General features: G+C 64.7%; 13 protein-coding genes and 1 pseudogene. 2 read left to right on the forward strand and 12 right to left on the reverse strand.

Features of this window, described 5'->3' with window-relative positions:
- The first annotated feature begins 464 nt into the window (after window positions 1-464).
- On the forward strand, window positions 465-842 hold the full coding sequence (locus tag Q2M23_RS33670) for a response regulator (RefSeq protein ID WP_026192734.1): 378 nt from the start codon (window positions 465-467) through the stop codon (window positions 840-842).
- 108 nt (window positions 843-950) lie between these two features.
- Here the strand turns inward: Q2M23_RS33670 and surE are convergent, their stop codons facing one another.
- The 12 genes and pseudogenes from surE to Q2M23_RS33730 all read right to left on the reverse strand — a co-directional run bounded on the left by surE (window position 951) and on the right by Q2M23_RS33730 (window position 13,639).
- Complete coding sequence (gene surE, locus Q2M23_RS33675) at window positions 951-1,718, reverse strand: 5'/3'-nucleotidase SurE (RefSeq protein WP_028332131.1); 768 nt, start codon at window positions 1,716-1,718, stop codon at window positions 951-953.
- Window positions 1,719-1,797: 79 nt separating this feature from the next.
- On the reverse strand, window positions 1,798-2,826 hold the full coding sequence (locus Q2M23_RS33680) for a hypothetical protein (protein WP_316398359.1): 1,029 nt from the start codon (window positions 2,824-2,826) through the stop codon (window positions 1,798-1,800).
- A gap of 13 nt (window positions 2,827-2,839) precedes the next feature.
- Window positions 2,840-4,171 (reverse strand): serine--tRNA ligase, encoded by a 1,332-nt coding sequence (gene serS / locus Q2M23_RS33685; RefSeq protein ID WP_229192059.1) that lies wholly within the window; start codon window positions 4,169-4,171, stop codon window positions 2,840-2,842.
- 202 nt (window positions 4,172-4,373) lie between these two features.
- Complete coding sequence (tatC, locus tag Q2M23_RS33690) at window positions 4,374-5,171, reverse strand: twin-arginine translocase subunit TatC (RefSeq protein ID WP_316398360.1); 798 nt, start codon at window positions 5,169-5,171, stop codon at window positions 4,374-4,376.
- Window positions 5,168-5,689 (reverse strand): Sec-independent protein translocase protein TatB, encoded by a 522-nt coding sequence (gene tatB / locus Q2M23_RS33695; RefSeq protein ID WP_229192060.1) that lies wholly within the window; start codon window positions 5,687-5,689, stop codon window positions 5,168-5,170. The genes tatC and tatB overlap by 4 nt, the downstream gene beginning before the upstream one ends.
- A 160-nt stretch (window positions 5,690-5,849) precedes the next feature.
- Window positions 5,850-6,083, reverse strand: a complete 234-nt coding sequence (locus Q2M23_RS33700) for a twin-arginine translocase TatA/TatE family subunit (RefSeq protein WP_016846882.1) — start codon at window positions 6,081-6,083, stop codon at window positions 5,850-5,852.
- A gap of 162 nt (window positions 6,084-6,245) precedes the next feature.
- Window positions 6,246-7,130: pseudogene (gene scpB / locus Q2M23_RS33705) on the reverse strand (SMC-Scp complex subunit ScpB); the annotation flags it as partial.
- Between the two features lie 22 nt (window positions 7,131-7,152).
- A complete protein-coding gene (locus tag Q2M23_RS33710) occupies window positions 7,153-7,974 on the reverse strand; it encodes a segregation and condensation protein A (RefSeq protein ID WP_050420355.1) in 822 nt (273 codons plus the stop codon).
- A complete protein-coding gene (gene nagZ, locus Q2M23_RS33715) occupies window positions 7,971-8,993 on the reverse strand; it encodes a beta-N-acetylhexosaminidase (protein ID WP_316398361.1) in 1,023 nt (340 codons plus the stop codon). Before nagZ ends, Q2M23_RS33710 begins: the two co-directional genes overlap by 4 nt.
- Before the next feature lie 46 nt (window positions 8,994-9,039).
- Window positions 9,040-10,506: an SPOR domain-containing protein gene (locus tag Q2M23_RS33720; RefSeq protein WP_316398362.1), complete on the reverse strand. Its 1,467-nt coding sequence runs from the start codon at window positions 10,504-10,506 to the stop codon at window positions 9,040-9,042.
- A 118-nt stretch (window positions 10,507-10,624) separates the two neighbouring features.
- Complete coding sequence (gene argS / locus Q2M23_RS33725) at window positions 10,625-12,421, reverse strand: arginine--tRNA ligase (RefSeq protein ID WP_316398363.1); 1,797 nt, start codon at window positions 12,419-12,421, stop codon at window positions 10,625-10,627.
- A 9-nt stretch (window positions 12,422-12,430) separates the two neighbouring features.
- Window positions 12,431-13,639 (reverse strand): deoxyguanosinetriphosphate triphosphohydrolase, encoded by a 1,209-nt coding sequence (locus Q2M23_RS33730; RefSeq protein WP_229192063.1) that lies wholly within the window; start codon window positions 13,637-13,639, stop codon window positions 12,431-12,433.
- Between the two features lie 138 nt (window positions 13,640-13,777).
- Between Q2M23_RS33730 and erpA the strand changes: the two genes are divergently transcribed.
- Complete coding sequence (erpA, locus tag Q2M23_RS33735; RefSeq protein ID WP_016846874.1) at window positions 13,778-14,107, forward strand: iron-sulfur cluster insertion protein ErpA; 330 nt, start codon at window positions 13,778-13,780, stop codon at window positions 14,105-14,107.
- Window positions 14,108-14,166: the final 59 nt, after the last annotated feature.

The raw sequence follows: 14,166 nt of genomic DNA on the forward strand, positions 1-14,166 counted from the left end.
CAGCCACTTTCACGAACTTCGCATTCATAAAGCACACTAGAATCATAAGTTTGCTAGTGTCCTTATCGAATACGAAGTTCGCTCCGAAGGTGCGGCAAATGATGCGAACTTCGGATTCGGGACACTAGATGCCATTGAAATCCGAAATACCGCGTTAAGGAAAAATTTCCCGTCGCGTTTTGTTCCCGGCCAGGAACCATCGCCAGATTTGGCATTGGCGCCGGCCCGGCCCCCTCACATATAATTGGCGGCGATGCGCAGTTAACGTCTGGGTGGCGCAGATCAGGGCGCTCGTAGGGTCAACACACCTCGCTGGCTGTTGGGCAAATCTTGCGCAGCAAAGCCCGCCAGCGCGATGCGGAAAACGCTGTGGCGCGCCGGAAAAGGACCAATTCCCGAACGTTTGCATTGCGCGCTGTAATGTTATTTGCGAGCCTGATTCAGGGAAGGGCAAGGATTCCATCATGACAGCGATACGGCCGGCGGGCTGTTCAGTTTTCCTCGTAGAGGACGAGGTCATGATCCGGATGATGGTCGCCGATATGCTGGAGGAACTCGGCCATAGCGTTGCGGCCGAGGCCGGCGAGATCGGCGAAGCGGTCAAGCTTGCGCAATCGACCGAATTCGACCTCGCGATCCTCGACGTCAACGTCAATGGCAAGGTGATCACCCCGGTCGCCGAACTGATCAACGCCCGCAACCGCCCCTTCATCTTCGCGACCGGCTATGGCTCGTCCGGCCTGCCTCCGGAGTATCGCGACCGTCCGGCGCTGCAAAAGCCCTTCCAGCTGGAAACGCTGGCCCAGGTGATCTCCAGCGCGATGAAGGGCGCGCCGGTCTAGCCGCAAGTTGCGCGCGTAGCCCGGATGGAGCGAAGCGTAATCCGGGGACTTCACAATACGGGTTCCGGATTTCGCTTCGCTCCATCCGGGCTACAGATTCCCCGAGGATTACTTCAGCGTATCAATCAGCGTTTCCGAAAATGCTTCATCGGTGCGGTCGAGCCGCAGCGGTGTGACCGAGACGTAGCGCGCCGCAAGCGCGGCGAGATCGGTGCCTTCGGCCGGCGCATCCATCATCGCCGCGCGCTCGAAGCCGATCCAGAAATACGGATTGCCGCGTCCGTCGTGACGGCGATCGATCTTCAGGAACCCCTGATTGCGCTTGCCCTGCCGCGTGATCCGGATGCCCTTCACGTCATCGGGCATGCAGGACGGGAAGTTGACGTTGATGACGGTGTTTCTGGGGACGCCGGCGCCGATCACCTTGCGAATGATGTCGGGTCCGAATTTCAGCGCGGTGTCCCACAGCGGCGCGTTGCGCGTCTCAATGGAGAATTCCTGCGACAGCGCGAATGACGGAAAGCCCAGAATGGTGCCTTCGAGCGCGCCGGCGATGGTGCCGGAATAGACCACGTCCTCGGCGACATTGCGGCCCTTGTTGACGCCGCTCAGCACGAGATCGGGCAGCTTGTCTCCGAGAATGTGGCGCGCGCCCATGATGACGCAATCGGTCGGCGTGCCGCGCACCGCGAAGTGACGCGGGCTGACTTCGCGGAGACGCAGCGGATCGTTGAGCGACAGCGAATGCGAGACGCCGGACTGATCGAGCTCGGGGGCAACGATCCAGACGTCGTCGGACAACGCGCGTGCGATCTGCTCGACGACCTGCAGGCCTGGAGCATGGATGCCGTCATCATTGGTGCAGAGAATTCGCATCCGTCAAAGTGCCTTTTGTTCCGATTCGGCGCGGGTATCTTACGCTGCGGCTTCTTGAGTTGACTGCCGTCTTAACCGGCTAGGGCCGCGGAGGCAAACCTGGCGATGGCCCGCGCCATCGTGCCGACGTCACGCGCCATGGACGGACAAATCGCGCGCTGCCGGCGATCTTGCGCTCGAACACCGGCCAGGCTGCTCTGGCCGGCCGCCGAACAACCGCGATCACGGGCGTTGGCCGCGGCGCCTCCGGCACTTTGACCCGTGGGGTCTGACGCAGTTCGGCCCCGAGCCCCCGGGACGCGACAGCTTCTGACCTTGGAGGCTCGGGCTTGGCAGGTTCAGGCTTTGCTTCAACCTTGGGAGCTTCAGATTTGAGAGCTTCAACCTTGGGAGCTTCAACCTTGGGCGGCTCAACCCTCCGAGCTTCCGGCCTGGCCGGCTCAAGAGCAATTGGTGCGGTTTGGCGAGGCTCAGGCTTGGGAGGCTTCGGAAGCTCCGATGTGGGGAGCTCGGACTTGATGGGATCGGCCGTGATGGGATCGGCCTTGGCCGGCGCGGTCGTGAGCGACTCAGCCTTCGGAGCTTGTAACGCGCGAGACTCAGCCCTGGACGGTTCGGGGGCGACCGAAGCCGCTTGGGGGAGCTCGGACCGCGCCGGCTCGACCTTCCGAGGCTCAACCCCGAGCGGTTCGGGTTTGGGCGGCACCGGAGCGAGCGCTTCGCCCGGCGCCGTCGCAGCCGATTTCGATTTCAGCCTGGCCAGCAGCTCCTCGATCGAGGGCACCGATGTCGCGTCAAGCGGCGCGCGCGGCGCGGCCGGCGGCGTCGCCCGGACCGGCGGTGGCGGCGACGCAATCGGTGCAGGTGGTGGCGGCAGATCTGCCGGCGCCAATTGGGCGAACTTGCCGCGCGCGATCTCCAGCGCCTTGTCGAAGTCGGGCCTGTCGATCCAGGCCTTCGATTGCACCTCGGTCACGCGCGCGTCCCACAGGCGCGCGGCCTCGATGTCGTAATAGCCCATCTGCTTCTGATTGATCAGCTGCAGACCGTGGCCCGTGACGGCCCATTGTCGACCTAGCCAGTGGATGTCACGGTGCAGCGGCATCACACTGGCCCTCGCCTCACATGCCGTGCTCGATGACCTTGAGCCCGCCCATATAGGGCTGCAGCACATCGGGCACCGCGATCGAACCATCCTGCTGCTGATAAGTCTCCATGACGGCGATCAGAGCGCGCCCGACCGCCGTGCCGGAGCCATTCAGCGTATGCACGAAGCGCGGCTTGCCGTCGGGGCCGCGATAGCGCGCGTCCATGCGACGGGCCTGGAAATCGCCGCACACCGAGCAGCTCGAAATCTCGCGATAGGCGCCGCCATCGCCCTGCCCCGGCATCCACACTTCGATGTCGTAGGTCTTCTGCGCGGAGAAGCCCATGTCGCCGGCGCACAGCGTCATTACGCGATAATGCAGGTCGAGCTTTTGCAGAACCTGCTCGGCGCAGGACAGCATGCGCTCGAGCTCATCCTTGCCGGCTTCCGGCGTCGTGATCGACACCAGCTCAACCTTTGTGAACTGGTGCTGGCGGATCATACCGCGCGTATCGCGTCCCGCCGCGCCGGCTTCGGCACGGAAGCAAGGCGTCAGCGCGGTGAGCCGCATCGGCAGCTCCTTCTCGTCGAGGATGGATTCGCGCGCGAGGTTGGTCAGCGAGACTTCGGCGGTCGGGATCAGGCCGAGGCGCTCGCTGCGCAGATCGGCATTCGGCGACGCGAGCAATTCGCCCTTGATCGCCCAGAACTGGTCGTCCTCGAATTTCGGTAGCTGTCCGGTGCCGAACATCACGGCGTCGCGCACCAGCAGCGGCGGATTGATCTCGGTATAGCCATGCTCGCCGGTGTGCAGGTCGAGCATGAATTGCCCAATCGCGCGCTCGAGCCGCGCCAGCCCCTTCTTCAGCACGACGAAACGTGCGCCGGACAGTTTCGCCGCCGCCTCGAAATCCATATAGCCGAGCGCGGTGCCGAGATCGTCATGCAGCTTCGGCGCAAAGCCGTAGTCGCGCGTCTTGCCGTACACATGGTGCTGGACGTTGCCGTGCTCGTCGGTACCGTCGGGCACCTCGTCGAGCGGCAGGTTCGGAATCGACGACAGCTCTTTGGTCAGCTGTTCATCGGCCGTCTTCGCCGCCGCCTCGAGTTCTGGCATCGTGGTCTTCAGCTCGGCAACTTCAGCCATCAGCTTGGCCGCGCGCGCCTCGTCCTTTGCCTTCTTGGCCTCGCCGATCTCCTTCGAGGCCGCATTGCGCCGCGCCTGGGCCTGCTCCGACGCCAGGATCGCCGCCCGCCGCTTCTCGTCGATCGCCAGCAGCGACGGCGACAGGGCCTCTAACCCGCGGCGCTTCAGGCCGGCGTCGAAGGCTGTCGGGTTGTCGCGGATCGCTTTGATGTCGTGCATAAGTCAGTCCTGGCAGGCTATGCGTAAGCAACCAACATTGCGTTGGCAAACTACGGTTTGCAGTTCCACTACCACGACCGTCATCGTCAGCGAAAGCGGGTGATCCAGCATTCCAGAGACGTCGGCGTGTCACCGAGAAGCCGCGGCGTACGGGATACCCCGCTTTCGCGGGGTATGACACCGACTGTGAGGTGAAATCACCCTATTCGGCCGGATTGGTCGCCCCGGACGCCGCATTCGAGGTCGCGGCCTTCTTCTCCACGATCCGGACCGCGATAATGGCGCCCTCGTAGAGCGCGAGCAGCGGGATCGCGAGCGAGGCCTGGCTCAGCACGTCGGGCGGCGTCAGCACAGCGGCGATGATGAAGGCGATCACGATGAAGTAGCGCCGCTTCTCCTTCAGCATCTTCGAGGTGACGATGCCGATGCGGCCGAGCAGCGTCAGGATCACCGGCAGCTGGAACGCGATGCCGAAGGCGAAGATCAGCGACATCATCAGCGAAAGATATTCGCCGACCTTGGGCAGCAGCTGGATCTGCGCGGTCTCCGCGCCGCCGGCCTGCTGCATGCCGAGCGAGAACCGCACCAGCATCGGCAGCACAACGAAATAGACGAGCGCCGCGCCCATCACGAAGAACACCGGGGTGGCGATCAGATACGGCAGGAACGCGTTGCGCTCATGCCGGTAGAGACCGGGCGCGACGAATTTGTAGATCTGGGTGGCGACGATCGGAAACGAGATGAAGCCGGCGCCGAACAATGCGAGCTTCAGCTGGGTGATGAAATATTCCAGCAGCGCGGTGTAGATGAACTTCGAATTCTCCGGCCCCGCGATCCAGACGAACGGCCAGACCAGCACGTTGTAGATCTGCTTGGCGAAGAAGAAGCAGATGATGAAGGCCACGCCGAAGCCGAGCAGCGCCTTGATCAGCCGCGAGCGCAGCTCGATCAGGTGATCCATCAAGGGGGCCTTGCTGGCCTCGATGTCTTCGGCGCTCATGACGCCCTCGCGTCCTTGAGCGCGTCGGGCTGTACCGGCGTCACGTCCTGCGGCGCCGGCTCGGCCTTCACCTCATTGGTGATCGCAAGCGGCTCGCTGGCTGCCGCGTGCGCCTCGGCCTCGACGAAGGTTTCCGGCGTCGGCTCGACGGGAGTCGTGGGCGTCACCGGTGTGTCACTTGACGCCACCGGTGCGTCGATTGCGGACGCAACCTGCGCATCGACCGGCTTGTCGATCTGCAGGGCGTCGCTGACGTCCTTCTGCAGCGAGGTCATGATGTTGCCGCTGGTGATGCCGGTTGCGGCCTCCTTGACCTCGTCAAAGCTCTTCTTGAGGTCGGCCATCTCGGCCTCGCGCATGGCTTCCTGGAACTGGCCCTGGAATTCGGAGGCCATCTTGCGGGCCTTGCCCATCCATTGCCCGACCATGCGCAGCACGCCCGGCAGTTCTTTCGGGCCGATGGCGATCAGCGCGACGACCGCGATGACGACCAGTTCACTCCACCCGATATCGAACATGAATTCTTCCGCCTAAGCGCGCCGCCATCGGCCCCATCGCTCCTAACAGGATCTGGGGCTGCCGGCGCCTTTTCTCAATCGGCGTCCATAGCGCGTCTGTGCGACGGCGTCACCGTTTCGCGCAAGAAAAAACGTCGAAATATGCGTCAGTACAAGCGCGTTAGACGGCCTTGCTGCCGACGTCCTGGCGCGCGGCCGACGTCGCCGCATTGTGATCGATCGACTTGGTGGGCTCGGTCTTCTCGGCGACCTTGTCGTCGTCCTGCATGCCCTTCTTGAAGGCCTTGATGCCCTGGGCGACGTCACCCATCAGATCAGAAATCTTGCCGCGTCCGAACAGCAGCAGGACCACTGCGATCACGACGATCCAGTGCCAAATGCTCAACGAACCCATCCTGCAACCCTCCAGAAATGGCCGGCGGACCGGCCTGAACTTTGCCGGAAGGTAGGCCCGCGGGGTGTCAAAAACAAGGACCTCGGCCGCGGCAAATCGCTGTCGCGGCTACGTAATATTGCTAGGCTTAACCGGGAATATTCAGGCTTATTCGCCCTTGTCCTCGGTGTCGGCGTCATCACCCGCGTGGTCGGCGCGGTCTTCCGGCTCGCCGGTGTCAGGTTCGGCCGCATCCGCGTCAGAGGGAACGTCCGCCTCGACCTCCGCTTGGGCGGTCGTTTCGACCTCAGCAGTCCCGACCTCATCAGTCGTTTCTGCGTCGGCCTTCGGTTCCTCGGCTTCCGGCTCGACGGCCGGCGCCAGCAGCAGTTCCAGCGTATCACCCGGCTCGAGCGGCTCCTCGTCCTCCCGCAGCGTCGCGTCATCCGACGGCGACGGAACGGAAAATCCGGTCGGCAGACGCGAGTCGAGCAGACCCGTGCCCTTCAGCTCCTCAAGCCCCGGCAGGTCGCCGAGCGCTTCCAGGCTGAACTGCGACAGGAACGCGTCGGTGGTTCCGAAGGTGAGCGGACGGCCCGGGGTCTTGCGGCGGCCGCGCGGCCGGATCCAGCCGGTCTCGAGCAGCACGTCGATCGTGCCCTTCGACGTGACCACGCCGCGAATCTCTTCGATCTCGGCGCGAGTCACCGGCTGGTGATAGGCGACGATCGCCAGCACCTCGATCGCGGCGCGCGACAGCTTCCGCGTCTCGGTGCTCTCGCGCGTCATCAGCCACGACAGATCGCCGGCGGTGCGGAACGTCCACTTGTTGGCGACACGCACCAGGTTGACGCCGCGCGGCGCGTATTCCGCCTGCAGCTGCGCGAGCGCCGCCTTGACGTCGACGCCGTCGGGCATCCGCTTTGCCAGCGTTGCCTGATCGATCGGCTCGGCCGATGCAAACAACAGGGCTTCCAGGAGCCGCAATTCCTCAGGACGCGCCACCGGATCCATAGGAGAAACCTCCTCCTCGGGCTCTTCTCTGCGCACTTCCGCCAAGCTTGCCATGGGCTTGCTCTCCTTCTTCCACTTACTCAACCGACAGGTCCGGCGCTGCCATTGCGGCCTGCGCTTGACGCTTTCGGAAATAGATCGGCGCGAACGCCTGCTTCTGGTTGATCTCCATCTCGCCCTCGCGAACCAGCTCGAGGGCGGCAGCGAAGCTCGATGCGAACACCGTCGCCTTCTGGGTGGGATCGGCGACGTAATTCATCAGATACTCGTCGAGGCAGCTCCAGTCCTCGGCGATGCCGACCAGCCGCTCCAGCGACGCACGCGCTTCGGCCAGCGACCATACGGTACGCTTTTGCAGATGAACCGTCGTCAGCACGCGCGACTGGCGCTGCGTGGCGTAGGCCGACAGCAGGTCGTACAGGGTCGCGGTGAACTTCGGATGCTTGATCTCGGCGATCGATTCCGGATTGCCGCGCGGAAAGATATCGCGCTGGAACTGGGGCCGGTTCATCAGCCGGTTCGCCGCCTCGCGGATCGCCTCCAGCCGGCGCAACCGGTTGGCGAGCGCGGTCGCCATTTCCTCGGCGCTCGGCCCCTCCGCGCTCGGCGGCTCGGGCAGCAGGAGCCGCGACTTCAGGAACGCCAGCCACGCCGCCATCACCAGATAGTCGGCCGCAAGCTCGAGGCGAATCTTGCGGGCAGCCTCGATGAACGAAAGATACTGGTCGGCAAGCGCAAGGATCGAGATCTTCGACAGGTCGACCTTCTGCTGCCGCGCCAGCGTCAACAGCAGGTCGAGCGGGCCCTCATAGCCCTCGACGTCGACCACCAGCGCCGGTTCGCCCTCGGCGAGGTCGGCCGGCCGCCCGGTATCAAACGAAAGAATTTCAGCGGTCATGCCGTCCCTACCCGATCCAACAACGCATCCAGTTCAGCTCGTGCCGCCTGCCGGTCGAGCGGCTCAGGCGGCTTGCGCGCGGCGAGCGTCGCCTTGGCGCGCTCAAGCGCCTTGCCGGTCAGTTCCGGCGTTTCGCGTGCGACCTCGCGCATCTCGTCAATATTGCCGTTGCATTGCAGAACCATGTCGCAACCGGCGGTGACGATGGCGCGGGTCCGCTCGGCAATCGATCCGGCCAGCGCATTCATCGACACGTCATCACTCATCAACAAACCCTGGAACCCGATCAGGCCGCGAATCACCTGTTCGATGATTGTCGCAGAAGTCGTCGCCGGATGGACGGGGTCGAGCGCGCTAAACACAACATGTGCAGTCATGGCCATCGGCAGATCCGCAAGCGGCTGGAACGCGGCAAAATCGGTCCGTTCCAGCTCGGCCCTGGCGGTATCAACGGTCGGAAGCCGGAAATGGCTGTCCGCCGTGGCCCGGCCATGGCCGGGAATATGCTTGAGAACCGGCAGTACCCCGCCCTGTTCCAGCCCGTCCGTGACCGCGCGGGCGATTGCCGCGACCTTGCCGGGTTCAGTTCCATAGGCCCGGTTGCCGATCACCGCGTCCGCCCCGGCCACGGGAACATCGGCCAAGGGCAGGCAATCGACGGTGATTCCGAGATCGGTCAGATCGGCCGCAATCAGCCGTGAACTGAGCCGGGCTGCCGCAAGCCCGAGCTTCGGATCGATGTCGTAGAGCGCCCCAAAGCTCGCGCCCGGCGGATAGGCCGGCCAATGCGGCGGGCCGAGCCGCTGCACCCGCCCGCCTTCCTGGTCGATCAGGACCGGGGCATCGGCGACGCCGACTGCGGACCGGAGTTCCCCAACAAGAGCCGCCACTTGGGCAGGAGTCTCGATGTTGCGCTTGAACAGGATGAAGCCCCATGGCCGCTCGGCGCGAATGAATTCGCGTTCGGCGTCGTTGAGGATCAGCCCGGATATGCCCGTGATGAATGCGCGGTTCGTCATTCGGCCGATTAGGCCGTATGCAGCTCACGGGTCAAGGAAACGGCCTTTAATTTCTTTGGATGAGGCACTGCGGTCCACCCGCCGACATCAGGCTCTTGCACACTTGGCTCGCCTCTTCCGAGGACGCGAACGGGCCCGCGAAGGCGCGGTAGTAGACGCCTTTCTCTCCGAGATCGACGCGCTTCACCACCAAGGGCTGCGAACCGAGCACGTTGCGATACTTGCCCTGCAGCGTCCGGTACGACGCCTGGGCGTCTGCCTCGTTCTTCTGCGAGGAGACCTGGACCAGATATCCGCCGCCCCCGACCGGAGCCGCCGAGGTCGAGGCCACCCGGGTCGGAGGTGCGGCCGGAGCCGCCTCAGCCTGGCCGGGAACAAGCGACATTGGCGAGTTGACGCTGGCGTTGGCCGCAGCCGGGTTGCCGCGCGACACCGGAGACTTCGCCGCCGCCGGAGGTTTCGCCGGCACGGTTGCGGTGGCCTGCGTGCCATCGGGCGTATCGCCCTTGACCGAGAGCGTGCGGACCTTGCGCGGCTCGTTGTTCGGCAACGTGCCGTTCGCGGTGATCGGCGCCGGCGCCGGCTGTGCCGTCTGCACGCTGGCGGGCGGCGGTGGATTCGCATTGGCGTTCAGCGGCGGAAACACGACGCGCGGTCCGGCGGTCTTCGAATTGACGTCGACCGGCGTCTCTTCGCGCGACACGATCTTCTCGGTGCCGTCGCCCGTCGCCATGCGGTCCGGCGTCTTGGCCGGCGCGTCGGCCTGGGCCGGGATCACCTTGGTCGGCGTGTTGTCAGCCTTGATGATCGGCGGCTCACCGCTGCGGGGCGAACCGACGTAGGTCCGGTAGGCATACGCGCCACCGACACCGAACACGCCGAGCGCCAGCACCGCGGCGACCGTTATCAGGCCGCTGCGCCGCCGGCGGGGCTCGGGTTCTTCCTCGTAGGCCTCCTCATAGGCATAGGGATCGTCCGGATAGGCGGGATCGCGCTGCAGGTCCTGCTCGCCGGCTTCCAGCTGGCCGTAGAGCGCGTCGTCATAGCGCGACGGATCCTGACTCTGACCGCCACTCTGATAGTGCGGCTCCTCGTCAAATGCCTCCGGCTGCCGAGGGGCCTCGAGCGGCCGATACTGCGCCACCGGCGCGGGCGCGGGCTGCGCCTGCTGAGCCGCGTAGCGATGCAACGGATGCACCGGCTTCGGCTGGTAGTCCTGCTCGGGCTCTTCGTCTTCGATGTTCTGCACGGGAGGCGGAGCGACAGCCTCCTGCCGCGCGCGCTGCATCCAGGGCGGCGGGCCCGCGGCCGGCGCATCCTCGTCCGCGGCCTGCGGCTCGTATTGTTGCGGCCGCGCGTTGGCGCGCGACTGCAGCGGTCGCGGCGGCGGCTTGTTCGCGCTGCCGAAGGGATCCGTCTGGCCGATCAGCCGTGCCAGTTCGGCAAGCGGATCGCTGTCGGCCTTGGAAGCCGTGTCGGCGGGAAAATGTCGGTCCTGATATCGATCAGCCATTGTGATCATGCATCCCCTTCGGGACAGCGCCAAGATCGCCGGCACAGCCGGTCCGAACGAGTTGGCCCCTGCCAGATGCCCTCACAAATCCCCACTCGTGAGGGCCTAATGCCCCTGCCTACCGCATCTCGGTCGGAGCGTGGACGCCTAGAACAGCTAAGCCCGATGCCAGAACCGAGACGACGCCCTGAACCATTGCCAGTCGCGCCCTCGTGATCTCTGCATCATTATTGATAATGAAGCGTAAATAGGGCAAATCGCGCCCCTTGGTCCAAAGCGCATGAAATTCACTGGCCAAATCATAGAGATAAAAAGCGATTCGGTGCGGCTCATGTGCCACCGCGGCAGCCTCGATTATCCGCGGATAAAGCGCAAGTCGCTTGAGCAGCTCGAGCTCGGCCGGGTCGGTCAGCCGCTCGACCGTAACATTACGGAGATAGGCCAGCCGGGCCTCATCGGTCTCGGGCAGATCGGGAACCGCTTCCTCCCGCGCGTTGCGGAAGATCGAATGGCCGCGGGCGTGGCCGTACTGGACGTAGAAGACCGCGTTGTCCTTTGACTGCTCGATCACCTTGGCGAGGTCGAAATCGAGCACCGCGTCGTTCTTGCGGAACAACATCATGAATCGGACAGCGTCGGAGCCGACCTCGTCGACCACCTCGCGCAGCGTGACGAATTCGCCGGACCGCTTCGACATCTTCACCGGCTCGCCGTCGCGCAACAGCTTCACGAGCTGCACGATCTTGACGTCGAGCACAGCCTTGCCCGCGGTCACCGCCTTCACGGCGGCCTGCATGCGCTTGATGTAGCCACCATGATCGGCGCCGAACACGTCGATCAGATTGGTGAAGCCACGCTCGAATTTGTAGCGGTGGTTGGCGATGTCGGATGCGAAGTAGGTGTAGGAGCCGTCCGACTTGATCAGCGGACGATCGACGTCGTCGCCATAGGCGGTGGCGCGGAACAGCGACTGCTCGCGGTCCTCGTAGTCCTCGACCGGCTTGCCCTTCGGGGGCGGCAGGCGGCCCTCGTAGATGTCGCCCTTGGCGCGCAGGAAATCGATGGTCTCGGCGACCTTGTTGTTTCCTGACGTGATAAGCGAGCGCTCGGAGAAGAACACGTCGTGATGGATATTGAGCGCGGCGAGATCGCCCTTGATCATCTCCATCATCATATCGATCGCCTTGTCGCGCACGATCGGCAGCCACGCGGCTTCGCTCATGTCGAGCAGCTTCTTGCCATATTCCTTGGCGAGTGCCTCGCCGACCGGCACGAGGTAATCGCCGGGATAGAGCCCTTCCGGGATCGCGCCGATGTCCTGGCCCAGCGCCTCGCGGTAGCGCAGGAACGCCGAGCGCGCGAGCACATCGACCTGAGCGCCGGCGTCGTTGATGTAGTATTCGCGGCAGACGTCGAAGCCCGCGAATTGCAGCAGGCTGCACAGCGCGTCGCCGAACACGGCGCCGCGGCAATGGCCGACATGCATCGGTCCGGTCGGGTTGGCCGAGACATATTCGACATTGACCTTCTCGGCCTTGCCGATGTCGCTGCGCCCGTAAGCCGAGCCGGCGGCCAGCACGGCACGCAGCGCGTCCGCCCAGACCTGCGGCTTCAAGGTCAGGTTGATGAAGCCGGGCCCGGCGACATCGACCGAGGCCACCAGCGCATCGGCGCGCAGCCGCTCGGCGATCTTGTCGGCGAGCTCGCGCGGCTTGGCCTTGGCATCCTTGGCGAGCACCATCGCGGCATTGGTCGCCATGTCGCCATGGCTGGCGTCGCGCGGCGGCTCCACCACAACGCGGGACAGATCGATGCCGGCGGGCCAATTGTCCTCGGCTGCGACAGCGGCACAGATCGCGTGCACGCGCGTCAGCATGTCGGCAAAAAGGTGTGGTGAAGCAGTAGTGTCGGCCATGGCAGGGCGCTAACGCAAATCCGGGGTCGAGTCAAAAAGCCTTTGGTGCTCGATCAGGGCGAAACGGTCGGTCATCCCGGCAATGAAATTGCCGATCCGCCTGTTCCGAGCGCTTCCGGTCTCCTGCACGCTGCCCTCGATCCATTCCGCCGGCAGGTCTTCAGGCGATTGCTGGTAGCGCTCGAACAGATTGCGGACCACCTCCTCCGCCTCCCCCATCACCAGCATCACCCGCTTGTGGCGATACATCCGCCGGAACAGGAACGCCTTGATCGCCGCCTCCTGCTCCGCCACCTCGGACGGAAACGCAATCAGCGGGGCATTGTGGTGGCGCACGTCGTGGGCCGATTGCGGCTGCGCGGCCGCGAGGCGCCGACTCGCCTCGTTGAAGACCGCGCTGATGAAGTGTGAGATCAGCTCACGCACCAGTTCGGCGCCGCGCCGGACCTCGTCGAGCCCGGGATAGTGGCGGTCGATCTCGGCGATGATGTCGGCGGTCAGCGGCATCTCCTTGAGGTCGTCGACCGCGAAAAGACCGGCACGCAGGCCGTCATCGATGTCGTGCGCGTCATAGGCGATGTCGTCGGCGAAGGCCGCGATCTGCGCCTCGAGCGAGGCATAGCTCCAGAGCTCGAGGTCGTGGCCCTTGTTGTAGTCGGCAATTCCGATCGGGATTCCACTCCCTAGGTAGCGGCCGGCCGGTGCGCCACCGCGTTCGGTCAACGGACCGTTGTGTTTGACGATCCCTTCGAGCGATTCCCAGGTCAGGTTCAGCCCGCCGAATTCGGGGTAGCGATGCTCCAGCGAGGTGACGACCCGCAGCGCCTGCGCATTATGGTCAAAGCCGCCGTCATCCCTGAGGCATTCGTCGAGCGCCCGCTCCCCGGCATGGCCGAACGGCGGATGGCCGAGGTCATGCGCCAGCGCCAGCGTCTCGGTCAGGTCCTCGTCGACCCCGAGCTGGCGGGCCAGCGCCCGGGCGATCTGCGCGACCTCCAGCGAATGGGTCAGCCGCGTGCGGTAGTGATCGCCTTCGTGGAAGACGAAGACCTGCGTCTTGTGCTTGAGGCGGCGGAACGCGGTGGAATGAATCACCCGGTCGCAGTCGCGCCGGAACGGGCTCCGGGTCCGGCTCGGCGGCTCCGCGACCAGCCGGCCGCGGCTGCGATCGGGGTCGCAGGCATAAGGCGCGCGGGGGGCAGCCATTCCGACCGACACTGTATTTTAGTCCTTATCCATTTGATTCCATGGTCCGACGCACTTAACTATGACTGAGGCGGCCGACCAAATGAATTGGGGATGACGCCGGGCCTGATCCGGATCGGATCATGCTCAAATAGGGTTTCGGAGACCGACATGACTGCTGCCATCACCGTCAGCGAACGGGCCGCCCGCCGGATCGGGCAGATCCTCAGCAAGGAAGGCGAAGGCGCCAAGCTGCGCATTTCGGTCGAGGGCGGCGGCTGCTCTGGTTTCCAGTACAAGTTCGACGTCGAGCGCACCCAGGCCGATGACGACCTCGTGATCGAACGCGACAGCGCGGTGGTGCTGATCGATCCCGCCTCGGTCCCGTTCCTCGCGGGCTCGGAGGTCGACTTCGTCGACGACCTGATCGGCGCCTCGTTCCGCGTCGTCAATCCGAACGCCACCGCCTCCTGCGGCTGCGGCACCAGCTTCTCGATCTAACGCTTCGCGATCCCGGGCGGTTTCTCCCGGCGCGCCGGTTTCCGGCTCGCGCCGAATGC

The sequence above is a fragment of the Bradyrhizobium sp. 33ap4 genome, assembly GCF_032654765.1.
Lineage (GTDB): Bacteria > Pseudomonadota > Alphaproteobacteria > Rhizobiales > Xanthobacteraceae > Bradyrhizobium > Bradyrhizobium australafricanum.

Excerpts from the sequence above, each read along its gene's own strand:
- serS (WP_229192059.1), bottom strand. The coding sequence starts at position 4,171 with ATGCACGACATCAAAGCGATCCGCGACAACCCGACAGCCTTCGACGCC.
- tatB (WP_229192060.1), bottom strand. The coding sequence starts at position 5,689 with ATGTTCGATATCGGGTGGAGTGAACTGGTCGTCATCGCGGTCGTCGCG.
- argS (WP_316398363.1), bottom strand. The coding sequence starts at position 12,421 with ATGGCCGACACTACTGCTTCACCACACCTTTTTGCCGACATGCTGACG.
- erpA (WP_016846874.1), top strand. The coding sequence starts at position 13,778 with ATGACTGCTGCCATCACCGTCAGCGAACGGGCCGCCCGCCGGATCGGG.
- Q2M23_RS33720 (WP_316398362.1), bottom strand. The coding sequence starts at position 10,506 with ATGGCTGATCGATATCAGGACCGACATTTTCCCGCCGACACGGCTTCC.
- Q2M23_RS33670 (WP_026192734.1), top strand. The coding sequence starts at position 465 with ATGACAGCGATACGGCCGGCGGGCTGTTCAGTTTTCCTCGTAGAGGAC.
- Q2M23_RS33710 (WP_050420355.1), bottom strand. The coding sequence starts at position 7,974 with ATGACCGCTGAAATTCTTTCGTTTGATACCGGGCGGCCGGCCGACCTC.
- surE (WP_028332131.1), bottom strand. The coding sequence starts at position 1,718 with ATGCGAATTCTCTGCACCAATGATGACGGCATCCATGCTCCAGGCCTG.
- tatC (WP_316398360.1), bottom strand. The coding sequence starts at position 5,171 with ATGAGCGCCGAAGACATCGAGGCCAGCAAGGCCCCCTTGATGGATCAC.
- nagZ (WP_316398361.1), bottom strand. The coding sequence starts at position 8,993 with ATGACGAACCGCGCATTCATCACGGGCATATCCGGGCTGATCCTCAAC.
- Q2M23_RS33700 (WP_016846882.1), bottom strand. The coding sequence starts at position 6,083 with ATGGGTTCGTTGAGCATTTGGCACTGGATCGTCGTGATCGCAGTGGTC.